This window comes from Lysinibacillus sp. S1 (assembly GCF_044986265.1).
Lineage (GTDB): Bacteria > Bacillota > Bacilli > Bacillales_A > Planococcaceae > Lysinibacillus > Lysinibacillus capsici.
Genome location: NZ_CP173154.1, coordinates 3,395,911 through 3,419,064 on the forward strand (window position 1 = coordinate 3,395,911; position 23,154 = coordinate 3,419,064).

Here is a 23,154-nt window from a genome sequence, read left to right on the forward strand (position 1 = left end):
TTACTATCTCATTGAGAAATTTTTTCAACACAAGTATTATTTTATAACTAATTATGCGTATTAATAAGCCTTTCGATAGAAATATTTAAAAATAGTTTTTTAGTACAATGATATAATTATTTTCCTTTTCTTAATAGTTAAATATATACAGATGTCTAACAACCAATTTATATATTTATGTAAAATTTCCTATATAGAAAGAAAATACACCTGAAGCAAAATGCTTCAAGTGCCATAAGTAAAGGATTCTCTATTGTTTTTGATTTTTCGCCTGGCGTTCCCACTGTAGAAGGGAAGGATAAGGGTCAAAAGCCCATTCCGTTTTTCCATTAAATTTATAAATACCATAATGAAGATGTGGAGGGAATTTGCCCGATGTACCTTCTTTTCCATAGCCAGAGCTTCCAACATAGCCAAGAACAGTACCAGGTTTTACAATTGTACCTACTTCAATTTCCTTATGATAGCTACCGAGGTGGGCATAATAGTGGTAGGAATTATGATTGTCGCGAATACCAATACGCCAGCCACCAAATTGATTCCATCCTTTTACCTCAACAATTCCAAAAGAGGTAGATAATACAGGCGTTCCATAGCTGGCAAAAATATCAGTTCCCTCATGAATACGGCGTCCACCCCAACCACGATTGGCGCCCCAAGTGCCCCGGTAACTGTAATCAGAGCGAATATTTAGCGGGAAGGTATGTGCATCAAGTTCAATGGTTTTAAAATGTCTGTACAATGTGGAGATGGTAAATACTTGATTGACGGCTTCTTCGCTTCCGTAATATTCCCATAAAGCTAATTTAAAATCCTCATCAGTCGTTCCAAATTTCCCTAAATAACTAGCCATCGAAAATATGACATCCTCATCATCCTTTGGACTAGCGATTCCATCATGATTACCATCAAGGCCCATTCCTCCGAAATAGCTAATTGTCTCAGGAGAAGTGTCTTCCTTTACAGGATTTAATGCACCTGACCAGTATTCATCAGAAAATTGGATAGCCAAATAGCCTTCTCGTTTAGGGATGTCTTTACGAACTGATTGTAGGTTTCTTTCATATTGATCGATAGCGGCTAAAAAATGCCATGGAATGAGTAATTCATCGAATTGTACATAATAGGACATACGCTGCTGTAAAATTTCTTCTTCTGTAAGATCCTCCTTTGCAAAAGAGACAGAAGGGTACAGCATAATCCCTAAAAATAAAAATGTGAAAAGAAATATAAAATGGCGATGCAATGATGGACCTCCTTTCTAACGTTAGAATAACCGAAATTTTTATCTTCATTCAGTAAGGTTCTATGTATGAAAACAGTTGATATATCCGCAATTTTTTTGCCCCAAAAAATAGAAATAATAAGAAGAAACTTCATCAAAGAAAAAGTAATGGTATCATCATGCCATTAACTTCATACTATGTTATAAATCAAGCCCTGAATGGAGGGAAGGCTATTAACATTTTAGATAAAGTGAAAAACTATCGCGAAGAAGAAAACAGGCTGAAGTGGGAAGGGACATTTGCAGATTATTTAAACATCATTAGGGAAAGACCTGAAGTTGCTCAAACAGCCCATTCACGCGTCTACAATATGATAAAAAGTTCTGGTGTAGAGGAACGCGATGGGCAAAAAATGTACAAATTTTTCGGACAAGAAATTTTTGGGCTTGAAACAGCAATTGAAAGACTGGTGGAGGAATATTTCCATCCAGCAGCACGCAGGTTAGATGTTAGAAAACGTATTTTATTATTAATGGGACCAGTTAGTGGTGGTAAATCAACTATCGTTACCTTACTAAAACGCGGATTAGAGCAATATTCGCGAACAGATGAAGGTGCAGTTTACGCAATTAAGGGATGTCCAATGCATGAAGATCCGCTCCATTTAATTCCACATCATTTGCGTAATGAGTTCTTTGAGGAATATGGGATTAGAATTGAAGGAAGTTTATCGCCTTTAAATACAATGCGTCTTGAAAAGGAATACGATGGACGCATTGAAAATGTAATGATTGAACGTATTACTTTTTCAGAAGATAAACGTGTGGGTATAGGGACATTTACACCATCAGACCCTAAATCACAGGATATTGCAGATTTAACAGGAAGTATTGATTTTTCTACAATTGGTGAATTTGGTTCAGAGTCGGATCCTCGTGCTTACCGCTTTGATGGGGAGCTGAATAAGGCTAATAGAGGAATGATGGAATTCCAGGAGATGCTAAAACTAGATGAAAAATTCTTATGGAATTTATTATCATTAACGCAGGAAGGAAATTTCAAAGCAGGAAGATTTGCTTTAATTAGTGCAGATGAGTTAATCGTTGCTCATACAAATGAAACAGAGTATCGTTCATTTATTTCGAACAAAAAGAATGAGGCATTACATTCTCGAATTATCGTTATGCCAATTCCCTACAACCTCAAAGTTAGTCAGGAAGAGCATATTTATGAAAAGATGATAAAAGAGAGCGATATGTCCCATGTCCATATTGCACCGCATGCTTTAAAGGCCGCAGCAATCTTTTCGGTTCTCACTCGTTTGGAAGTTCCGAAAAAACAAGGTGTGGATCTAATTAAAAAAATGCGCTTGTACGACGGAGAAAATGTGGAGGGATTTAATTCCGTTGACTTAGAGGAGCTGAAGAAAGAGTTCCCGAATGAAGGCATGAACGGTATTGATCCACGCTATATTATTAACCGTATTTCTTCTGCTATTATCCGCAAAGAGATACCATCGATAAATGCATTAGACGTTTTACGAGCATTGAAGGATGGGTTAGATCAGCATGCATCGATTTCTCAAGAGGATCGTGAAAAATACATGAATTACATTGCGGTTGCTCGTAGAGAATATGATGAGATTGCTAAAAATGAAGTACAAAAGGCTTTTGTGTACTCCTATGAGGAATCGGCAAAAACATTGATGAATAACTACCTTGATAATGTAGAGGCATTCTGTAATAAAAATAAAATTTATGATCCACTTACTGGGGAAGAAATGAATCCAGATGAAAAATTAATGCGCTCGATTGAGGAGCAAATTGGCATTTCAGAAAATGCTAAAAAGGCATTCCGTGAAGAGATTCTCATTCGAATTTCTGCCTATGCACGAAAAGGTAAACGTTTTGATTATAATTCTCATGAAAGATTGCGAGAGGCCATTCAGAAGAAATTATTTGCAGATTTAAAAGATATCGTTAAAATTACTACTTCTTCTAAAATGCCAGATGAATCTCAACTGAAGAAGATTAATGAGGTTGTGGCAAGGCTTGTTGATGAACATGGCTATAATACAACATCAGCAAATGAGTTGCTACAGTATGTAGGAAGTTTGCTCAATCGATAACTTGATGTGCATTGTTCCAATTAAGATAGGAGTGTCCCATTTTTAGGGCACTCCTTTTATTATCAGGAGGAGAAGATGTCCGAGACTTTGAAGAGATACTTTAGAGCATGGTCGAAAAAAATCTGGACGTTTGAGGCGTGATTGATAAATATACAATTGATTTTATGAAAAAAGTTCAAAAATTTAGCTCACAAGCATAGTATAGAAAAAGCGAATTTGATAGATGGGTGAGGATAAAAATGACTGAACACGAAAATAAACGCTTTGTCATTTCTCAGGAAAATTGGTCCCTCCATCGTAAAGGGCACCAGGACCAACAACGCCATATGGAAAAAGTGAAAGATGCGATTAAAAATAATTTACCTGATTTAGTTAGCGAAGAAAGTATTGTGATGTCCAATGGTCGCGAGGTTATTAAGATACCAATTCGGTCACTTGATGAATATAAAATTCGATATAACTATGATAACTCTAAGCATGTAGGGCAGGGACAAGGGGATAGTAGTGTTGGAGATGTAGTAGCGCGGGATGGCAGTAAGGCCAATCAGGCTCCAGGTAAAGGAAAAGAAGCGGGTGACAAGCCTGGCCAAGATTATTATGAAGCGGAAGTCAGTATTGAGGAAATTCAAAATGTTTTATTTCATGAACTAGAGTTACCTAATTTACAGCAAAAAGAAAAGGCAGATATTAGAACAGAAAAAATAGAGTTTAATGATATTCGTAAAAAAGGACTCATGGGTAATGTCGATAAAAAGCGTACCATTTTAAATGCATTAAAGCGCAATGCGATGCATGGGAAAGCAGAAATAACGCCAATCCACAATGACGATTTACGTTTTAAAACATGGGATGAAGTGGAGAAACCAGAATCCAAAGCAGTAGTGCTCGCCATGATGGATACAAGTGGCTCAATGGGCGCATTTGAAAAATATTGTGCGAGAAGCTTCTTCTTTTGGATGACGAAGTTTTTACGGTCAAAATATGAAACAGTAGAAATTGAATTTATTGCTCATCATACTGAGGCAAAGGTTGTCACAGAAGAGGAGTTTTTTACAAAGGGTGAAAGTGGAGGAACCATTTGTTCTTCAGCTTATAAAAAGGCATTGGAATTAATTCAGGATAAATATCATCCGTCTCGCTACAATATTTATCCTGTCCATTTTTCAGATGGTGAAAATATATCGATGGACAATGAAAAGTGCTTGAAGCTAGTAGGAGAGTTAATGGATGTATCCAGCATGTTTGGCTATGGTGAGGTGAATCAGCATAACCGATTCTCAACGCTTATGTATACGTATAAAAAAATTGATGATCCTAAATTCAGATACCATATTTTGAGAAAAAAAGGCGATGTGTATGACGCCTTAAAGAGCTTTTTCAAGAAAAGTGAAGAGTAACATGGAAGTATCCTCAGCACCACGTTCAAAGGAGGGGGCGTAAAATGGACACAAAAGAGCTTCATCGTGCAATAGATGAAATTACCGAAATTGCCTCAAGCTTTGGCTTAGATTTTTATCCAATGCGTTATGAAATTTGTCCAGCAGATATTATTTATACATTTGGCGCCTACGGTATGCCCACGCGCTTTTCCCATTGGAGCTTTGGTAAACAATTTCATAAAATGAAGCTTCAATATGATTTAGGACTTAGTCAGATTTATGAGCTTGTCATTAATTCAAATCCTTGCTATGCATTTTTACTCGATACCAATACTTTAACCCAAAATAAATTGATTATTGCCCATGTTCTAGCACACTGCGATTTCTTCAAAAATAATATACGTTTTTCTAATACAAGAAGAGATATGGTAGAAAGTATGACCGCAACTGCGGAGCGAATAGCTGGCTATGAGAGAGAGTATGGCAAGGATGAGGTGGAGCAGTTTTTAGATGCTGTTTTAGCTATTCAAGAACATATTGATCCATCAATTTTAAGACCAAAGCTATCCTGGAGTGAGGAGGATGAGCTTGAGGAGGAAAAAACACCAACAAAATCACCGTATGATGATTTATGGAGTATAGAAGAAAAAGAAAAAGTTTATAAACCAATTCGACGCAGATTAAAGCAATTTCCTCCTCAGCCAGAAAAGGACCTGTTGTTATTCTTAGAGGAACATAGYCGTGAATTGGAAGACTGGCAACGAGATATATTAACAATGATGCGAGAGGAAATGCTTTATTTTTGGCCTCAATTAGAGACTAAAATAATGAACGAGGGTTGGGCCTCATTCTGGCATCAACGAATCATGCGGGAGCTAAAGTTAACTACTGCTGAAACTATCGAATATGCCAAATTAAATGCGGGGGTTGTGCAGCCCTCCAAAACATCGATTAATCCATATTATCTTGGGATTAAAATTTTCGAGGATATTGAAAATCGCTATAATAATCCTACCGAGGAAATGAAACGGTTAGGTGTTTTGCCAAATACGGGACGTGAAAAGATTTTTGAGGTAAGAGAGGTAGAATCAGATATTTCCTTTATTCGAAACTATTTAACAAAGGATTTAGCGAAGCGTGAAGATTTGTACTTGTTCCAAAAGAAAGGGAATGAATACCGTATAACGGATAAGGATCACGAGATGGTTCGCGATCAACTTGTATCCATGCGTGTAAACGGAGGCTTCCCATATATTGTGGTAAAAAATGGTGATTATTTGCGGAATGGCGAGCTATATTTAGTTCATGGCTATGAAGGGATGGAGTTAGATCCACACTATTTAGAAAATGTATTACCTTATATTTACCAGCTATGGGGACGTCCTGTTCATTTAGAAACCTATGTCGATAAAAAGCCGATGCTCTATTCATATGACGGCACAAAAAATTATAAACGCAATGTATAATAAAAAAACTTCTATCTGTTGAGGGTACCATCAAGCAGATAGAAGTTTTTTCATCGTGTCAAAAAACAAAACCATCAATAGTATTTTTGTGAAATGTCAACAATCGGTTGCAGGCTACTTGCTTTCCAGTGGCAGAGCACAGAGCCCCTTCGTGTAAAATGGCCTTTTTTTTGCTACTGACATGATCTTTTTGAAACCAATCTACTCATCTTCTTCAGTTAATACATCAGTTTCTTCATTACTTTCACTATGGTTAGAGGATGAATGAATATCACTTTCAATGACAAGACTATCCCGTACTTTAATGCCTTGTTGCCCACCAGCCTCGTCATTATTATTACCAGCAATACCACTTCTTCCATTACCGTCAGCAAATTGCGAATTGACGTTGCGTGTGTGACTACCGTTACTAGCATTTTGTCCACCTTGGTTGGCATTTGTGCCTACATCATGATTGATTTGGCCTCCGCCTTCTGCACGTTGCTCAAAGTGAAAATCTGTATTTCCTATATTGAATGTGAAGTTTAYTGTTATAYGATTYTTCCMTYSYTTGTTASWGGATTCCTGCTCAGGTTCGTCAGGTCCATAAAATTTTTTAGAATTAAAACCAGACATCGTTTCTCCTCCTTCCTTTCCTATTACTATTAAGATATTAGCGCTTCTTGAACCCACCTGTACGTGTAGCCATGTTACCTAGAGAAAAGGTAGGAGTGTCCAGGGGAAGCTCAACGATTTTTGCTATCTATCCAATAAATTTGTTAAAATGAATGAGATTTGATTATTTAGTGAATGGGAACGGAGAAGCAACATTGAGAACATTTAAAAAGGTTTATATAGAAATTACGAGTGTTTGTAATTTAGCATGTAGTTTTTGTCCACCTACAGCGCGTGCAAAGGGGCTTATAAAAGTCGAACAATTTAATAAAATATTAGATGAAATTCGTCCACATACAAAATATATTTATTTGCATGTGAAAGGAGAGCCATTACTACATCCAAGAATTGATCAGCTATTAGACGCTGCCCATGCAAAAGGATTCAAAGTCAATATTACAACGAATGGTACGCTAATCAAAAAAAATCGCGAGAAAATATTAGGAAAGCCAGCATTACGTCAAATTAATTTCTCGTTGCATAGCTTTGATGGGCATGAAGGCTCTGAAAATCGTGAAAAATATTTAGAGGATATATTGGATTTTGTGCGAGATTCTAGGGAATACAATACGATTATTTCCTATCGTTTATGGAATCTACAACAGGATCATGTTTCGGATGTTGCAGCTCGTCGCAACCGCGAGACTTTAGAAATATTAGAAAATGAGTATCATCTTGATTATCGTATAGAAGAAAAAGTAGAACCTGGTAAAGGGGTAAAAATTGCGCCTCATGTATATTTAAATCAGGATCATGAGTTTAGATGGCCAAGTCTCCTAGAGCCAGAGGATGAAGGTAAGGGTTTTTGCCATGCACTGCGTAGTCAAGCAGCTATATTGGTGGATGGTACCGTAGTACCTTGCTGTTTGGATGGGGAAGGTGTCATTAATTTAGGAAATGTACATGAAAAATCCTTCTCCGACATTGTAGAAGGGGAGCGTGCCAATAAGATTGTTGAAGGCTTCTCGAGAAGAGAAGCTGTGGAAGAATTATGTAGAAAATGTGGCTATCGTCAAAAGTTTGGTATGTAGCTACTAAAAGTTACTTTGAAATAAAAAAGCAGCTCCAATGGTCATTGACCGTTAGAGCTGTTTTTCTTTGATTGAGAATCAATCGTATCTAAAAAATCCTTCGTTATACGAACTACATATTTTACCTCGTCTAAATTTCGTTCTCTTAATAATGAGCGATGAATGTCTAGCATGAGGTTTTTCTCCTCAATATCAGTAACGCCAGATAATTTTTGAAAATTAAATAGCTCCTCAGGGGTAATGTCTAATGCCTTCATGATTGTTTCCAAAGTACTTAAGGTAATATTAGATTGTCCATGCTCAATATTGGAAACTCTTCCTTTACTGAAACCTAACTTCCCTGTTCTTTCAGCCACTTCTTCTTGGCTAAGTCCTTTAGATAATCGAATAATCCGAAGTTGTTCACCTACTAGCTTTAAAAAATCTGACATATGATTCACCTCTATGTTAAAAGCTAGTGAAAAACAATGGAAATGACTATACTATTATAGTGGTATAATAGAGAAAAAGTTACATTAAAATGGTACAATCTTTAGAGTAATACTTTTATCCAGACAAATGACCTAAATAAATAACTAGGTATGCGTTAATGAAGATTGTATTTAGGGTATTAATTGGGACAGAGGATTGGAGGGTTCATACATGGTGAAGCAGTTTTTTTTAGAAGAAATAGCAAAAGTCCAAATTGGTCATTTAATTTTGAACGATCAATGTTTTACTAGGGAAGGTACTCCTTTTATCACCAAAGCAACACTTTTGAAATTATTGGTAGATGATGATGCTAGTCAAGTGCCAAAGATTGATCACACGGTTGATTCATTAAATTTGTCACTGGTACCTGCAAAAAGCATTCTTCTCAACAAATTAAATTTAAAGGAAACCATTATTTATCAATGTAAAAAAGCTGTGTGCATCGGTCATGATATCATTGCCATTATTCCAAATGAATCCATTGTTGTTAGTGACTATTTATTTCACTTTTTTAAATGGTATCAAATAAATAAAGAGAGGCGTCATATCCTTCGTATAATAAKTGAATTACCTCCTCTTGATATACAGCATAGAGCAGCTCAACTATTAAACGCTATTCAACATTTATTAATGAATAAAGATTCTTTAGTCACAGCGGTAGAAAAACTTCCACAGTATTTCGATAATGTATCAAAACAAGTAAATCAGCATTCAAAAAACTTACATCATAGCTTTGAACAGCTCCAATATTTATATGCTGATATGTTACATAAGGTTTATAATGGAGATTTCTTAAATGATTCCTTTCAAAGGTTGAGCAATTAACATAAGTCGGTGCAAATGGATTGGGCAATCCTTGCACCGACTTGTTAAATTTCAATAATAATTGGTAAAATCATGGGCTTTCTTTTTGTTTGGGTAAATAAATATTGTCCAACAGCTCTTTTAATTTCTCGGCGAAGGACATGTATTTGCTGTCTGCCCTCTTCTTGAAGCTCATTGACGATTTCTTTGGTAAGCACATTGACTTTAGTTAACAGTGCCTCGAAATCTTTAGCATAAACAAAACCACGTGAAATGGTATCGGGTTCTGAAATAAAAGCTCCGTCAGCTTTATTGAGTGTCAACACAATAACAAGCATTCCGTCTTCTGAAAGTTGCTTGCGATCACGGAGGACAATACCTTCCACCTCACCAATGCCAATCCCATCAACATAGGTATCCCCAGCAGGAATTTTCCGTGTCTGCCTTGCCTTTGAATTTTCAATATCAACTACATCACCATTTTTCATAATAAATGTATGTCCCTTTTGAACGCCAATAGATTCTGCTAATAAACGATGTTGATGTAACATACGATACTCACCATGAATAGGGATGAAGAATTTAGGCTTCATAAACGTCAGCATAAGTTTCAAGTCCTCTTGATGACCATGTCCTGATACATGCATACCTGTATGACTGGAAGAACCATAAATAACCTTAGCACCAAGCTGAAATAAATTGTCTACAATGCGAGAAACGCCCTTTTCATTACCTGGGATTGGTGAAGCCGCAAGAATGACTGTATCGTCTGGTAAAACCTTAATTTCACGATGATTACCATTTGCTATTCTTGCTAGTGCAGCTAGAGGCTCACCTTGGCTACCTGTGCAGAGGACCACGACATCTTCTGGTGGGAGGTATTTGACCTCTCGTGCATCAATTAACAGATCTTCTGGTACAAATAAATAACCTCGTTCAATCGCGACATCAACGACATTGACCATGCTACGCCCTACTAAAGCTAGCTTCCTATTGGTGGCAATTGCAGCATGTACGATTTGTTGGATGCGATTAACATTTGAAGCAAAGGTTGAGATGATTACTTTTCGTTCAGCATGTAAGAAGGCTTCCTCGATATGATGCCCTACAAGTTGCTCAGAAGGGGTCAAACCTGGTCTTTCTGCATTTGTACTTTCTGAAATAAGGACAAGCACACCCTTTGAACCGATTTCAGCCATTTTATGAATATCAGCAAACTGATTGTTAACGGGCGTTAGATCAAATTTAAAGTCTCCCGTATGGACAACATTTCCTTCAGGGGTAGCTAAAACGATTCCTAAACAATCGGGTATACTATGATTGGTTCTAAAGAAACTAATATCGATTTGTCCTAAATGTAGTGCTGAATCAGCATGAATTTCAATTAAATCCGTTTCTCTTAAAAGTTTATGTTCCTTAAGCTTTAACTCAATAAGTCCGAGGGTGAATCGGGTAGCATACACAGGGACGTTTAATTTTTTTAATAAATAGGGAATTCCACCAATATGATCCTCATGTCCATGTGTGACAATTAATGCCTTAATTTTCTCCTTATTATCAAGTAAAAACGTAATATCAGGAATGATTAAATCAATTCCGAGCAGGGTTTCATCCGGAAATTTTGCTCCACAATCAATAATAATTATGTCATCTGCATATTGTACTACATACATATTTTTACCAATTTCATTTATCCCACCTAGGGCGAATATGGATAATAGCTGTTTACTTGTTGACAACGTATTTCCCTCCTATAGTTTTCAATAAAGCCATCTAAATGGTTTTGCCATAGGTAGTATAGCTTTTAGCATTTCATCCTATACGAAATTTACAGTAAGACTAATTGTATAGCACGAAGAATAGAATGGGGAGATAACAGAAAGCAAAGACAGCTCGAGGGAAGTTTTTTAGTTTATTTCTCTAAAATCAAGATAAGAGGAGGTAGACCTTTGTCAAATTTTGTGCAACATGCCATTTTCGAGCATAGATTTTGGCTAGAAATCATGCAAAACCACGCTCAATTTATTCATGACGCCCTTTATCCCTCAGAAGAAGAAGACATTCAAAGAGCCCATATGTATATTTATCAATTCTCGCAGTTACTTACCTATGTCCCTTCACTCGATGATTCAAATGCTGTATCCTTTTCAGTGTCCGTGGACGACAATGTTGAGCAATTTAAGCAGTTCAAGCTTCATCTACTCAGACATCAACTATTGGGGGATATTGGGATTCATTTAACGCCTACTTTTGTCAATCATATGGTTAATGAATTAGAAGAATATCAAAATGTGCTGGGTTATTTAAAAAAAGGAGAAGCACCACCTATTTTTCATGAGCTTCATCATCATTTAGTTTGGCTTTTAGATGCGTCTGGACATGCAGGCATTATTAATGATGATTTAGACGGTGTTGAGAAGCGTTTGAAGCAAAAGAGCCATGAGTTTGCTCAACACTTTGAGCAATTTTATTTAAAGGCTGTTGAATTAACAGGCTATTTACGTACAAATATGAATTCCTTTCCTGCTTTAAAACGCTTTAGTAAAGATGTTGAGCTTGAAATGACATTATTTAAAACATTTTTAAGAGAGCTAGAAGAAATGGAGCTAAGTGCAGAGGTGCTAGGTTCATTTACAGCTCCTATGGCGGACCATATGTGGCGTGAGGAGCAATACTATTTAACGAAGCTCGCACAGGCTAGAGAACAAGATAAGTAAAACAAGAGGCTATCTAAACTAACTAGATAGCCTTTTAAGTTAGGGATGAATCACTACTTCTGTACCTATTGGCACAATACTGGCTAGCTCTTCAACATCTCGATTTTGCATGCGGATACACCCATGTGAAACAGCATGCCCAATAGAGCTAGGATCATTTGTGCCATGAATTCCGTAGTGTTGTTTAGAAAGACTCATCCACATCGTGCCAAAAGGACCACCAGGGTTTGGTGCTTTATTGATGATCATAAAACTACCTACTGGTGTTTCGTGAAGCATGCGTCCAACTGCAATTGGGTATTGTTTTTGAAGGATATTATCTCTATATAAACGGAGCCAGCGATTGTTGGTAGATATCTCAATACGGTAAGGAATTGTGTCGGGCTCAGGCAAGCCAGGGATGACGATTTGTTGACCCATGAAAAGATGATCAGGCTGAATTCCTGGATTAGCAGCGAGAATGGATGCCAAAGATGTACGGTAATCTTGAGAAATTTGAGTAAGGGTTTCACCAGCTTTGACAGTATGAATCAATTATTGTTCCCTCCAATGCAAAGGTTTATTGCTCTACTATATGCATTAGATGTTTTATGTAATTTTAGGAATGCAAGGTTTTTCAGTTTCTGGACAGAATAAGCGGTGACATTGCAGGATTAAGGGGCATAAAGATGAAGGAATTTAAAATTACGTATTTTTTTGATGAGGTACATTATGTACGAAGATTCATTTTTATTGAATCGCAACAAGAGGCAGAAAAATTAGTGAAAAATGAACGTGATCAATATATCTCCTTTACGGATAGTAGGGGGATATACCATGAACTGCACACAAAACATGTACGAGTTATTCAAATAGCTGAGTATCATCGAATTGATAAAAGTACGAAAGAGAAAGACACATAATCTGTTCAGCATTACACACATTATAGGAAAAGGAGTGTGACAGAATGGACATCGAAAAAATACCACATGAAAAGAAAATGTTCATGAATTTAAATAGTAAGGACAAGCCTGACATGGTTGAATCAGATACGATTAGTCTTTTCGATCTGCATGAGGATATGCAAACTGTAGATGCCATTCCGATAGAGGAACTCAATAAGCGTGTAAAAAGAGAAGGCGACGAATTAATTGAAATGCAGCCAGATGAATTATAGGAGGTAAAAATGATGAATCGTGAAAAAGACATCCAGTTTACATCTGCAGGCACAAATATTAACGAAGTGAAGAAAAAAAATGCAGAGGCAGGATTATCCTATAATGAAGTGAAGGCCCTGTTAGCAAAAAGTGGCGGACGTGGAACATCTATTTATAGTGACACTGACATTGAAGAAGTAAAACAAGATATACACAAGCATCAACATTAAAGTTTTGGGAGGAGCAAGGTATTGAGCGCTCTTCCCTTTTTATTTTACAATGATGAAAAATAAAGGAGTTGTAAAAGCATGTCAACTGGAGAAATAAAATGTCCATTATGCGGAGGCGAAAACCATTGTGGCGTGGCAAAAGGTGAAAAAGAGTGCTGGTGTATGACAGTTAGCATTCCAGAAACCCTGTTAACTACAGTGCAAAGAGAGCCAAATCTATGCATTTGTTCAACATGCATAGCTACATATAAGAAAGAGCAAGTATAGTTTTTTACGATGATAAAGGTTGGTAAAAATTTAGCAATTGGTACAATTGTCTATCGCACAACAACCTAGCAGGCATACATTACTCTGAAAGGAGTGTGTCTAATGGCTAAACCAATTGAACTCAGTAATGTGACAAAGGCATATTTAGAGGAATATCAGCGAATCCTCAAAAAAATGATGCAGGGTATGACCTATGTAACCATTACTTGTAGTATCTCAGAAAATTTTATTAAGCAAATCATCCCTCATCAAGTTGCAGCAATACAAATGTCTGAAAATGTTTTACGTTATACAACGAATATACCTGTGCAAAATCTCGCCTTAGAAATCATTCGCACACATACAGAAATGGTTGAGAGTCTTGAAGCGATACAAAATCGATGTTGTGTCGTACAAAATTCAGAGTATGAATTATACGAGTATATGTGTGCTTACAAAGAAATTACAGAAGCTATGTTCAATGCAATGTGTGCTCCACCAGTCTCTAATAGCATTAATATCAATTATCTTCGGGAAATGATTGTCCATCATCAGGGTGGTATACGACTGGCACAAAATGTGCTTAGATTCTGCATCTGTCAAGAGTTAATTCCAATCCTACGTTGCATGATTCAAACGCTGTGTGAGCAACTAGAAGCCATGGAAAAGCTACTGGATAGTTTACAAAATTGCGATTGCGAGTGCTAGCACTAACGAGAAGTTTATATGGGAAGAAGGCGCTAAATCAATCAGGATTTTAGCGCTTTTTCTGCGTAAAGACAGTGTTTAACTAAGAAAATAAGAAATTGTCAATAAAGTGGACGAAAAAATAATAAAGTGTAAAGAATTAAATGAGAATCTATTTTTGTCATTCTATTGTTGGTAAAATATATATGTTTTATTAGTTGAAGGTAATGAAGAGAAATCTATAATTGGCTTTAAAATATTGGTAATTTTAATTTACTTGAATACAACTAGGAGTGGGAGCTATGTTCAAAAGGAAGAAGATTAATCAAAGTTATGATTATTTTTCGGCTACGAAAAATTCAGACATCGAAACAAATGAACGCTTTAAAGAAAAATTGGATTTCCTTGCTTTATCTAGAATTAGAAGAGAATCTGTTGGGTTTTTACGTAAAATTTATGAGAATAATCGACAGCATATACTCGATAATTTTTATGCTCGTCTACTGGAAATCCCAGAGTTTAATCATGTCATCAATACACATTCGACAGTAGAGCGCTTAAAAGGATTATTTGATACACATTTTATTAGCTTATTTGATGATGAATTAGATTTAGATTATGTCTTTAAGCGTCGTAAAATTGCTTATGTTCATGCAAGAATTGGTGTACTACCGAATTGGATGATATCTGCCTATACACTGATTAATCAATTAATCATTCCACTTATTGTCAAAGAACTATCTCGTGATGAAGAAAAAATGCTGGATGTTTTATTGTCTTACGATAGCTTAGTAACAATTGATCAACAAATTATTTTGGAGACCTATATTGAAATTCAAGCAGGATCTGTAGTAAATGGATTAGGTGAAATAATTACTTATAATACACAGTTAGACACCATTAAGGAACTGATTGAATTTCAGGAGATTCAGCAACAGGAGATTGTTGCAGCAGATCAATTAATGCATGAGTTAGACGAAAGTATTGAAGAAATTGCCACATCAGTGGGTGATATTTCAGAGCAAACAAAGCATGCCTTTAAAAAATTAAATCAGGATTTGGAATCATTACAACAAGTATCATCTATTTTACAGACAACCGATGAAGGCCATAAATCAATGCAGGAAGATATTAGGCGTTTAGTTGAGCGTGTAAATAGTGTAGCGAAATTAATGGAATTAATAAAAAAAATAGCAGATCAAACAAATTTGTTGGCTTTAAATGCATCAATAGAGGCCGCTCGTGCTGGAGAAGCAGGAAAAGGTTTTGCGGTTGTTGCAGAGGAAGTTCGGAAACTTGCTGATGATACAAGTACATCTGTCAAATCTATACATACAGATATACAGGAGCTACTTCATATTACCCATAATATTAGTTCATTAACGACTCAATTTTCCCAAGATTTACATCAAGGTGTTACAGATACCTTATATATATCACAGACGCTAGCTGAGCTAAATAAAAACTTACAGCAGCAGGGGGCGCGCTTTGAGGAAATAGCTACAACGACAAAGGTACAGGCACAATCTGCTACTACTATTTCTGAACGTAACCATACAATTACAGAGAGCATGCAAAAAAGTAAGGTAATCGTTTTTGATATGGGCTCCGCCATTTATAAATTAAGTAAAATGATTGATGGATACCGATCCACAACAATTTCTAAAAACTTTATTATTAGCCAAGAGGATATTATTGAATTAGCTATTACCGATCACCTATTGTGGAGATGGAAAATCTACAATTTGCTACTAGGCTTTGAAACGATGACGGAGCAGGATGTAGGGTCTCCAAAAGAATCACGCCTTGGCGAATGGTACTACGGCACAGGAAAGAAACTCTTAGGTGATGAGCGTGTCTACGCAGAGTTAGAACAACCATTTATTCACGTGCATGATATAGCAAAAAAAGCAGTGCGTGAGTACAATGTAGGCAATAAAACGGGCGCTGAAAAATACCTGAAAGAAATTACGGATGAATCGTATGTTGTAATTGAAAAATTAAAAGAGTTAAAGGAAATTTTATTGAGTGAGAAAAAGCAATATATTCATTAAAAAATGGAAAGCAAGCTAGTCTACATACTAGCTTGCTCTTTTATAGATTAATAGGTGGAACACACATAAATGTCACTGTACGCTTTTGGCTATCATAAAGACACCATTYWRGKKGRWRGMKAMSAARRMCKASAKKWSHACCATATTGTTTGTCTTKTAACGCAATTGGTTGCCMGAARCGAATACKAATCGGCAGCTTTTTTTGTWGATGATAARGACCTGATTCGTGACTATGCCCGAAGAAAAATAATGGTTTTTGAAAGTGTGGGAAAGTCGGTTGCCAGCTTACATTCCACCTAAATTGATGTCCGTGCATAAGCGTGGCTCCATCAATCTCTATTGTCTCTGGTAAAGCTTTAAAACGTTCAATGCCAGTGACCTGAGTAATACGTTCTTCTTGATTGCCTCGAATAGAGGGGAAGGTTAGCAGTTTTTCAAATTCACTTTCTACTATGGCCGCCTTTTGCAAAGGTAAGCCAGATATGGTTTGTGCCTTTTTCTTACTAACAGTGCATTCATATAAATCCCCTAACCCAATGATTGTTGCTTCCTCTGCTGTTTGTTGAATATGAGCTAGAACAGCTTTAGTGTCTTCTATATTAGAATGTAAATCTCCTAAAAGTGCATAAAGCATTTAAACCCGGCCTTTCCTAATAATAATCGTACAAGTATCATACACCTAATAGAAATTACTAGAAAAGTAAAATGTCTATGAATATTTCGTTACTTCAGCTACATATTTTGAATGTGTGGAAAAATTGCCAAGAAATACATTGCTTGATAAAATATAATCGTAATTTTCAGAATTTTAAGAAGTTTAATAGTTTCCCATTCTTGTTTATTCAATAATAATAAAATGAAAGTATGGAGGGCTTATAATGACGAAGTTTATGACAGATATTCTGGAAGACTATGCAGGGCAGCAACCAAATGCAATTGCAACATTGTATGATGGAAAGGCAATAAGCTATCATGATTTTTACCAACGTGTAGAAAGATTTGCGACTTACTTGCAGGAACAAGATTTTAAAAAGGATGATGTGATTGCCCTATATACGCTCAATTCAGATTTATTTTTAATCGCATATTTAGGTGTCCAATTAGCTGGATTTATTGTGATGCCAATTAACACTAAATTAGCTGCTCCTGAGGTTGATTTTATTTTTAATCATTCACAAGCAAGGGGCTTAATTTTTGATGAAAGATTAACAGAGGTATTAGAGGACGTTTCTTATTCATTCCAACATACAATCGGATTTCAAGAAATGAAAAACATAATTGAATATGATAATCGTGCTAGAAAAATTGTGCAATTAGAGGCTGACGATACGGCAGTGGTCATGTATACGTCGGGAACAACAGGTAAACCCAAAGGCGTCATGCTAACGCATCAGAATATCGTGGCTACAGCAGATATTTGGTCTTCTTCTATGAATATGTCTAGCAAGGACAAAATGTTTATTTGTACGCCTTTGTTTCATTGTGCAGGTCTTCATGTATTTGCTATGCCTATGTTTTATAGAGGGGGAACAGTGGTCATTGAAGAAGCATTTTCACCAACTAAAACGTTAGCTCAAATTGTAGCTACTGAGGCGACAATTTTCTTTGGTGTTCCATCTATGTATACCATTATATTACATACTCCTGGATTCAAGGCACATATCTTTAATCATTTACGTTTATTATGTTACGGTGCTGCCCCGATGCCTTATGAGCTTGTAAAGCAAGTGAAAGAAGCATTTCCAAATGTAAAGGTTCAAAATCTTTATGGTCAAACTGAAAATTCACCTGCAGCTACCTCTTTATTAGATACGGATGCATTGACGAAAATTGGCTCAGTTGGAAAACCATTAGCACAGACAGAGGTTTGCGTAGTTAATAGTGAAGGAAAGACCGTACCAGCTGGAGAGGTGGGCGAAATATGCGTAAGAGGACCACAAGTAATGAAGGGCTATTTACGCAATCCAGAGGAAACAGCAAGAGCGATGAGGGATGGCTGGCTGTACTCAGGCGATTTAGGACGCTTTGATGAGGAAGGCTATTTATATATTGTAGATCGAAAAAAAGATATGATTATTCGTGGTGGAGAAAATATTTATCCCATCGAAATAGAAGAAGTTCTATATCAAATGCCGGAAATTTTAGAAGCAGCAGTGGTTGGATTGCCACATGAAGTATATGGAGAAGTACCAAAAGCATTTGTTGTGTTAAAGGAAGGGAAGTCTCTTGATGAAAATTCGATACTATCCTATTGTCAAACACGACTTGCCAAATACAAAGTACCTTATGAAATTGAATTTTTAATAGAATTGCCACGAAATGCCTCTGGGAAGGTACTAAAGCATACATTACGGCCGAAAGTGACAACAATTTAAGACAGTTCAATTATCCTTTGGCATAATTGCTATCCAGATTTTTGGGGTTCACTGTCTTGTGTAACTCGCTATTAGTACAAAAAATAGTTACTAAATGAAGATAAAATAGGAACGGCTATGAAAGTATCGTATAATAGAGTCTACGACAAATTGAATAATGAGAATGGCGAAGAGGCTGCTCTTCGCCTTAGAATAGGAGCGGAATTTGTCTTGTGGACGGGGTATAAACGCCTTTTACTTATTGGCATTTTGATTATTATGTTACTTTCAGGCTGTCAGCCATTTTCTTGGCAAGGTGCTGAACAAAAAAATCAATTAACGGTTTTAACAGTAGAATTTAATAGCGGGGCACCTATTCCAAATCTTTTCCTTACGGTTACAGATGTACAAACAGGTGATGTAGTGGAAGAAGCGATTGGTTCAGAAGAGGGAGAAGCTATATTTTCGAAGCTAAAGGCAGGGAGAGAATATGCAATTGCGGCAACGACACTTGAAAATAGTACGACAAATAATGGGTATACAACAATCGAGAATTTCACTTACGATACAACAAAGCCCTATTATCGATTGCAAACACACTTTTTAAGAGACGATCAGGAGTTAGATGTCCCTGTTGTCATGCAAAACCCCGAGCTGCCACATGGCTGTGAAATTACTTCACTTACAGCCGTATTAAATTATTTTGGAATGAATGTGTCAAAACTCGAAATGACTGACAAGTATTTACCAAAGCAAGAAATACGAACAGTAGGCAATCAACGTTTTGGACCAAATCCCAATGAAGCTTTTGCAGGTAATCCTCGTGATAAAGCTCGTGGCATGTATGTTTTTGCTGCTCCAATTGTCAAAGCGGCTGAGGCAGTTATTACAGATAAACAAGCTGACTTACATGTCAAAAATATGAGTAACGCCTCACAGGATGACATTTTACAGCTTGTGCGTGAAGGTATTCCTGTCGTGACATGGGTAACGCTAGATTTATCAAAGCCTAAACGAAAAGCAGAAAGAGGCTGGATTTATGCAGGTGAAACGACTCGACATGATGCTTTTATGAACTTACATGCAGTCGTCTTAACGGGACATTTAGGTGATAAGGTAGTCGTAATGGATCCTTTAAAAGGGTATGTTACTTACAATGTCGATCAATTTTTCAAAAGTTATCAGGAATTAGGCAAACAAGCTGTAGCTGTTCATAAATAAGCTATAAATCATTAGTATGTTACACTAATAAAAAAGTTAAAGTGAGTTGAGTAGAATGGCCATTGAGCACGTTTTTTTACCTGTTTTACTTGGAGATGAAATGAATGCTTATGGCATGGCCAGAGCATTTTACGAAGCCTATGGTGTGAAGCCACTTGCACTAAACCATACAAACATGGAAAAAATTCAACAAAGTGATTTATGGACTTTTCGCGAGATACCGCKACTTYATWTCGAAGAAAGATTYGTRWCCGCCYTAAAAKCCATAKCKGAGGAGTTCCGAGACAAAAAATTWCTGCTATTAACCTGTGATGAATTTTATGTCAAAAGAATCGTAGAACACAAAGAAGAGTTAGCAGAGGATTTTCTAGTTCCCTATGTAGACGCCACACTTGCGCATCAACTTTTAACTCGTGAAAGCATGTATGAGCTATGTGCACAATTTGGTTTTCAATACCCTGCTACACATGTATGCACGGTGAATGATTATGAAGACTACAACATGCCATTTGATTATCCAGTTGTCATTAAGCCCATGAATATGACAAAATATGCTACTTGTATTTTTCCTGGTAAGAAAAAAGTATATATTGCATATGATAAGGACGAAAAGGACAGTATATTACGTGCTATCTATAAAGAATCAGCTTATCGTGATGATCTGATGATTCAACAATATATACCAGGTGAAGACGCTAACATGCGTGTTGTTAATGCATATATAGGACAAGATGGGAAGGCAAAACTTCTTGCCGTAGGAAACCCTATTTTAGAAGAACATTCTCCAGAAGGGATAGGACGTTATGTAGCGATTATGACAACCTATCATCAGGAATTAATGGATAATGTTAAGCTATTCCTTGAAGCGATACAATTCCAAGGCTTTGCCACATTTGATATGAAATATGATGATCGTGATGGTCAATATAAATTGTTGAGTATTGAATTACATAATGAACTTTCCAATTATTATGTGACGGCCAGTGGCTTTAATTTAATGCAGTATGTAGCGAACGATTATGTTCGAGGAAGTAAACAACAACTAACATATGTGAGGAACAAGCATCTTTGGACAATTGTACCGAATGGTGTGCTGTTCAAATATGTTCAAAATGAACAACTAGTAATGGAGGCGAAAAGTTTAATTCGTCAAGGTATGGCTACAGATTCTATTTTTAATTATAAGGATATGAATGCAAAACGTTGGTTGAATGTCACGCTTGATAATTTAAGCTTTTATCGTAGCTATAAGAAATATTTTAATAACAAAGGTCTGTCTAACACATGAAAAAACAAACTTTAGGTATAATTGGTGGCGTTGGTCCACTTGCAACAATGTTTATAGGAGAAATGATTGTAAGACGTACGAAAGCACAAAAAGATCAGGATCATTTACATACCATTATTGATAATGATACAAATATTCCTGACCGTACGGCCTTTATTTTAGATAATACAAAGGATAATCCAGTTCCAGTCATTATTGAGGATGCAAAAAAATTAGCTTCGGTAGGAGCAGACATAATAGCGATCCCATGTAATACGGCGCATACGTTTTATCAAGAAATTGAAGAGGGTTCTCCTATACCTGTCTTGCATATGATTCGCGAAACAGCGAAGCGTGCTGCTGATTTAGGAGCAAAGCGAGTAGGTATTTTAGCAACAACAGGCACGTTAACATCACGGATGTATCAGGAAGCACTTGAGGAGTTTGGTATTACACCAGTTGTTCCAGATAATGAAATGAGATCCTATGTGATGTCGATCATTTATGATTATGTCAAGGCTGGGAAGGATGTTACGCTAGAAGATTGGCAACCGATAGAAGAGGCGATGCTAGCACTAAATTGTGATCGAATTGTATTAGGTTGTACAGAGCTATCTGTTGTAAACAGAGATTTAAAGCTAAGTGACATTTATATTGATTCATTAATCGTTTTAGCTGAATGTGCCATTTTAGCTTGTGGTTATGAATTAGTCGATTAGTTGAATTGAAAAGAATCTGCTTGCTTTTCACGGGTAAGCTACAATTCTTGAAAGAGTTGTGGACAGGCTTACTTTCCGTGTTGAGTGAAGCAGATTTTTTATGAAAGGAAGCAATGTTCTCTTGAAACGATTAGACAATTGCTTACGTACATATAAAGTAGGAACCTACGGAGTGTGTTAAACTAGTGTCAAGTAGATAGAAGGTGGGAAATAACATGTCAGTCATAAATTTATTAAAAGAAGAACTACAAGCAAAATGGAACTTTGAAACACCCATGAAAATTCAAGATGAAATGATACCAGCTATGCTTGAAGGCAAAGATATTGTGGCGGAATCACCAACAGGATCAGGTAAAACGTTAGCATATGTCTTACCATTATTAAATAAAGTGAATGGGGCAAAAAAGCAAACACAAGGACTGATTGTAGCTCCCTCGCAAGAGCTCGCTATGCAAATCGTAGAAGTTATTCGTGAGTGGACAGCTGGAACAGACATCACTGTTCAACAGCTGATTGGTGGTGCCAATTCTGCTCGTCAAATTGAAAAGTTGAAGAAAAAGCCAACGATTGTTGTTGGCACACCTGGGCGTTTAAACGAATTAGCACGAGCAGGAAAATTAAAACTCAAAGAAGTCGAAACAGTTATTTTAGATGAATGTGATCAATTACTAAGTCGGGAATACCGTGTTGTAATCAAATCCTTTATCGAAGGTTCTGCCTATGGCCGACAAGTTGTTGTTGTGTCGGCTACGATTACAGAGGAAATTGAATTAGTGGCAAGTCGTATGATGTTTGAGCCACTGCGTTTTAAAATTAAGCCTGAGGACATGTTAAAGGTCGGTAAAGTTGTCCATTCTTTTGTGAAGGTAGAAGAACGTGATAAAACGGATTTCCTGCGCCGACTTTCCCATACAGAGGGTTTAAGAGCGTTGGCTTTTGTTAATAATATCGATCAATTATTAATGAAGGAAACAAAACTACAATACCGTTCAGCACCGATTGTCACGCTCCATTCTGATATGAAGAAAGAAGAACGTAAAAAAGCGTTAGATGCATTCCGTAAAGGAGATGCACGTATTTTAATTGCAACAGATATTGCAGCTCGTGGTTTAGATATTGCAGGTTTAACACATGTTATTCATGTTGATGTCCCACGAACAATTGAACAGTATTTGCATCGTTCTGGTCGTACTGGGCGTGCTGGAGCTGATGGTGAAGTATTAACCTTATTATCTTATCGTGATGAAAAAACCTATAAAAAATGGACAAGGGAAATTCCGGGCAAGCCTGTGCAAAAAATATGGCATGATGGCGAGCTGATTGAAGGTAATTCTAAAACAATTGGACAGAAGCGAGGGAAATAG

Annotated in this window: 22 protein-coding genes and 1 pseudogene; 17 read left to right on the top strand and 6 right to left on the bottom strand. The window is 36.7% G+C overall.

Translation table 11 applies throughout. The annotated features are described in order from the left end of the window. Positions 1-250: 250 nt before the first annotated feature. The gene (locus tag ACHZEU_RS16855) at positions 251-1,246 is read right to left on the bottom strand and encodes a M23 family metallopeptidase (protein WP_279496241.1); all 996 of its coding nucleotides are present in this window, start codon (positions 1,244-1,246) and stop codon (positions 251-253) included. 212 nt (positions 1,247-1,458) lie between these two features. Between ACHZEU_RS16855 and ACHZEU_RS16860 the strand changes: the two genes are divergently transcribed. From ACHZEU_RS16860 to ACHZEU_RS16870, 3 genes are all read left to right on the top strand, one after another. After that, positions 1,459-3,354: a PrkA family serine protein kinase gene (locus ACHZEU_RS16860; RefSeq protein ID WP_039884612.1), complete on the top strand. Its 1,896-nt coding sequence runs from the start codon at positions 1,459-1,461 to the stop codon at positions 3,352-3,354. Positions 3,355-3,593: 239 nt separating this feature from the next. Beyond that, positions 3,594-4,751, top strand: a complete 1,158-nt coding sequence (gene yhbH, locus ACHZEU_RS16865) for a sporulation protein YhbH (protein WP_404803581.1) — start codon at positions 3,594-3,596, stop codon at positions 4,749-4,751. Between the two features lie 44 nt (positions 4,752-4,795). Next, positions 4,796-6,199: a SpoVR family protein gene (locus tag ACHZEU_RS16870; protein WP_066038215.1), complete on the top strand. Its 1,404-nt coding sequence runs from the start codon at positions 4,796-4,798 to the stop codon at positions 6,197-6,199. A 201-nt stretch (positions 6,200-6,400) separates the two neighbouring features. Here the strand turns inward: ACHZEU_RS16870 and ACHZEU_RS16875 are convergent, their stop codons facing one another. Then, positions 6,401-6,814 (bottom strand): hypothetical protein, encoded by a 414-nt coding sequence (locus ACHZEU_RS16875; RefSeq protein WP_404803582.1) that lies wholly within the window; start codon positions 6,812-6,814, stop codon positions 6,401-6,403. Positions 6,815-7,008: 194 nt separating this feature from the next. Between ACHZEU_RS16875 and ACHZEU_RS16880 the strand changes: the two genes are divergently transcribed. After that, complete coding sequence (locus ACHZEU_RS16880) at positions 7,009-7,884, top strand: radical SAM/SPASM domain-containing protein (protein ID WP_048394836.1); 876 nt, start codon at positions 7,009-7,011, stop codon at positions 7,882-7,884. Between the two features lie 41 nt (positions 7,885-7,925). Here the strand turns inward: ACHZEU_RS16880 and ACHZEU_RS16885 are convergent, their stop codons facing one another. Then, positions 7,926-8,315, bottom strand: coding sequence for a helix-turn-helix domain-containing protein (locus ACHZEU_RS16885; RefSeq protein ID WP_004225641.1), 390 nt, complete (start codon positions 8,313-8,315; stop codon positions 7,926-7,928). A gap of 211 nt (positions 8,316-8,526) precedes the next feature. Here ACHZEU_RS16885 and ACHZEU_RS16890 point away from each other — a divergent pair, with 211 nt between their 5' ends. Then, a complete protein-coding gene (locus ACHZEU_RS16890) occupies positions 8,527-9,180 on the top strand; it encodes a hypothetical protein (protein ID WP_404803583.1) in 654 nt (217 codons plus the stop codon). Between the two features lie 44 nt (positions 9,181-9,224). On the opposite strand, the gene ACHZEU_RS16895 is transcribed toward ACHZEU_RS16890, so the two are convergent. Then, the gene (locus tag ACHZEU_RS16895) at positions 9,225-10,898 is read right to left on the bottom strand and encodes a ribonuclease J (RefSeq protein WP_054548998.1); all 1,674 of its coding nucleotides are present in this window, start codon (positions 10,896-10,898) and stop codon (positions 9,225-9,227) included. A gap of 210 nt (positions 10,899-11,108) precedes the next feature. Between ACHZEU_RS16895 and ACHZEU_RS16900 the strand changes: the two genes are divergently transcribed. Then, positions 11,109-11,876 carry a DUF2935 domain-containing protein gene (locus tag ACHZEU_RS16900; protein WP_054548999.1) on the top strand — a complete coding sequence of 256 codons (768 nt, stop codon included), beginning with the start codon at positions 11,109-11,111 and terminating at the stop codon, positions 11,874-11,876. A 39-nt stretch (positions 11,877-11,915) separates the two neighbouring features. Here ACHZEU_RS16900 and ACHZEU_RS16905 read toward each other — a convergent pair whose 3' ends face one another. Further along, positions 11,916-12,410, bottom strand: a complete 495-nt coding sequence (locus ACHZEU_RS16905; protein WP_048394827.1) for a L,D-transpeptidase family protein — start codon at positions 12,408-12,410, stop codon at positions 11,916-11,918. A gap of 134 nt (positions 12,411-12,544) precedes the next feature. Between ACHZEU_RS16905 and ACHZEU_RS16910 the strand changes: the two genes are divergently transcribed. The 6 genes from ACHZEU_RS16910 (at position 12,545) to ACHZEU_RS16935 (ending at position 16,229) form a co-directional block, all read left to right on the top strand. Continuing rightward, complete coding sequence (locus ACHZEU_RS16910; protein ID WP_048394826.1) at positions 12,545-12,778, top strand: hypothetical protein; 234 nt, start codon at positions 12,545-12,547, stop codon at positions 12,776-12,778. 44 nt (positions 12,779-12,822) lie between these two features. Continuing rightward, complete coding sequence (locus ACHZEU_RS16915) at positions 12,823-13,032, top strand: hypothetical protein (protein WP_004225632.1); 210 nt, start codon at positions 12,823-12,825, stop codon at positions 13,030-13,032. Between the two features lie 12 nt (positions 13,033-13,044). Next, positions 13,045-13,242, top strand: a complete 198-nt coding sequence (locus ACHZEU_RS16920; protein ID WP_279496234.1) for a gamma-type small acid-soluble spore protein — start codon at positions 13,045-13,047, stop codon at positions 13,240-13,242. A 78-nt stretch (positions 13,243-13,320) separates the two neighbouring features. Further along, a complete protein-coding gene (locus tag ACHZEU_RS16925) occupies positions 13,321-13,509 on the top strand; it encodes a cysteine-rich CWC family protein (protein WP_048394824.1) in 189 nt (62 codons plus the stop codon). A 102-nt stretch (positions 13,510-13,611) separates the two neighbouring features. Beyond that, positions 13,612-14,196 (top strand): DUF305 domain-containing protein, encoded by a 585-nt coding sequence (locus ACHZEU_RS16930; protein ID WP_004225628.1) that lies wholly within the window; start codon positions 13,612-13,614, stop codon positions 14,194-14,196. Positions 14,197-14,477: 281 nt separating this feature from the next. Next, complete coding sequence (locus tag ACHZEU_RS16935) at positions 14,478-16,229, top strand: methyl-accepting chemotaxis protein (protein WP_004225627.1); 1,752 nt, start codon at positions 14,478-14,480, stop codon at positions 16,227-16,229. Positions 16,230-16,269: 40 nt separating this feature from the next. On the opposite strand, the pseudogene ACHZEU_RS16940 reads toward ACHZEU_RS16935, so the two are convergent. After that, positions 16,270-16,863, bottom strand: a pseudogene (locus ACHZEU_RS16940) (metallophosphoesterase family protein). 244 nt (positions 16,864-17,107) lie between these two features. Here ACHZEU_RS16940 and ACHZEU_RS16945 point away from each other — a divergent pair. From ACHZEU_RS16945 to ACHZEU_RS16965, 5 genes are all read left to right on the top strand, one after another. Beyond that, positions 17,108-18,604: a class I adenylate-forming enzyme family protein gene (locus tag ACHZEU_RS16945; protein ID WP_404803584.1), complete on the top strand. Its 1,497-nt coding sequence runs from the start codon at positions 17,108-17,110 to the stop codon at positions 18,602-18,604. Between the two features lie 117 nt (positions 18,605-18,721). Then, positions 18,722-19,804, top strand: a complete 1,083-nt coding sequence (locus ACHZEU_RS16950) for a C39 family peptidase (RefSeq protein WP_254660063.1) — start codon at positions 18,722-18,724, stop codon at positions 19,802-19,804. A 55-nt stretch (positions 19,805-19,859) separates the two neighbouring features. Next, positions 19,860-21,092 carry an ATP-grasp domain-containing protein gene (locus tag ACHZEU_RS16955; RefSeq protein ID WP_404803585.1) on the top strand — a complete coding sequence of 411 codons (1,233 nt, stop codon included), beginning with the start codon at positions 19,860-19,862 and terminating at the stop codon, positions 21,090-21,092. Then, positions 21,089-21,790, top strand: coding sequence for an aspartate/glutamate racemase family protein (locus ACHZEU_RS16960; RefSeq protein WP_066038221.1), 702 nt, complete (start codon positions 21,089-21,091; stop codon positions 21,788-21,790). Before ACHZEU_RS16955 ends, ACHZEU_RS16960 begins: the two co-directional genes overlap by 4 nt. Positions 21,791-22,005: 215 nt before the next feature. Next, positions 22,006-23,154, top strand: a complete 1,149-nt coding sequence (locus tag ACHZEU_RS16965) for a DEAD/DEAH box helicase (protein ID WP_004225614.1) — start codon at positions 22,006-22,008, stop codon at positions 23,152-23,154.

Bases quoted from the DNA above. Each gene is read 5' to 3' on its own strand.
- ACHZEU_RS16945 (WP_404803584.1), top strand. From the start codon at position 17,108: ATGACGAAGTTTATGACAGATATTCTGGAAGACTATGCAGGGCAGCAA.
- ACHZEU_RS16960 (WP_066038221.1), top strand. From the start codon at position 21,089: ATGAAAAAACAAACTTTAGGTATAATTGGTGGCGTTGGTCCACTTGCA.
- ACHZEU_RS16920 (WP_279496234.1), top strand. From the start codon at position 13,045: ATGAATCGTGAAAAAGACATCCAGTTTACATCTGCAGGCACAAATATT.
- ACHZEU_RS16930 (WP_004225628.1), top strand. From the start codon at position 13,612: ATGGCTAAACCAATTGAACTCAGTAATGTGACAAAGGCATATTTAGAG.
- ACHZEU_RS16950 (WP_254660063.1), top strand. From the start codon at position 18,722: ATGAAAGTATCGTATAATAGAGTCTACGACAAATTGAATAATGAGAAT.
- ACHZEU_RS16885 (WP_004225641.1), bottom strand. From the start codon at position 8,315: ATGTCAGATTTTTTAAAGCTAGTAGGTGAACAACTTCGGATTATTCGA.
- ACHZEU_RS16925 (WP_048394824.1), top strand. From the start codon at position 13,321: ATGTCAACTGGAGAAATAAAATGTCCATTATGCGGAGGCGAAAACCAT.
- ACHZEU_RS16910 (WP_048394826.1), top strand. From the start codon at position 12,545: ATGAAGGAATTTAAAATTACGTATTTTTTTGATGAGGTACATTATGTA.
- ACHZEU_RS16965 (WP_004225614.1), top strand. From the start codon at position 22,006: ATGTCAGTCATAAATTTATTAAAAGAAGAACTACAAGCAAAATGGAAC.
- yhbH (WP_404803581.1), top strand. From the start codon at position 3,594: ATGACTGAACACGAAAATAAACGCTTTGTCATTTCTCAGGAAAATTGG.
- ACHZEU_RS16915 (WP_004225632.1), top strand. From the start codon at position 12,823: ATGGACATCGAAAAAATACCACATGAAAAGAAAATGTTCATGAATTTA.
- ACHZEU_RS16935 (WP_004225627.1), top strand. From the start codon at position 14,478: ATGTTCAAAAGGAAGAAGATTAATCAAAGTTATGATTATTTTTCGGCT.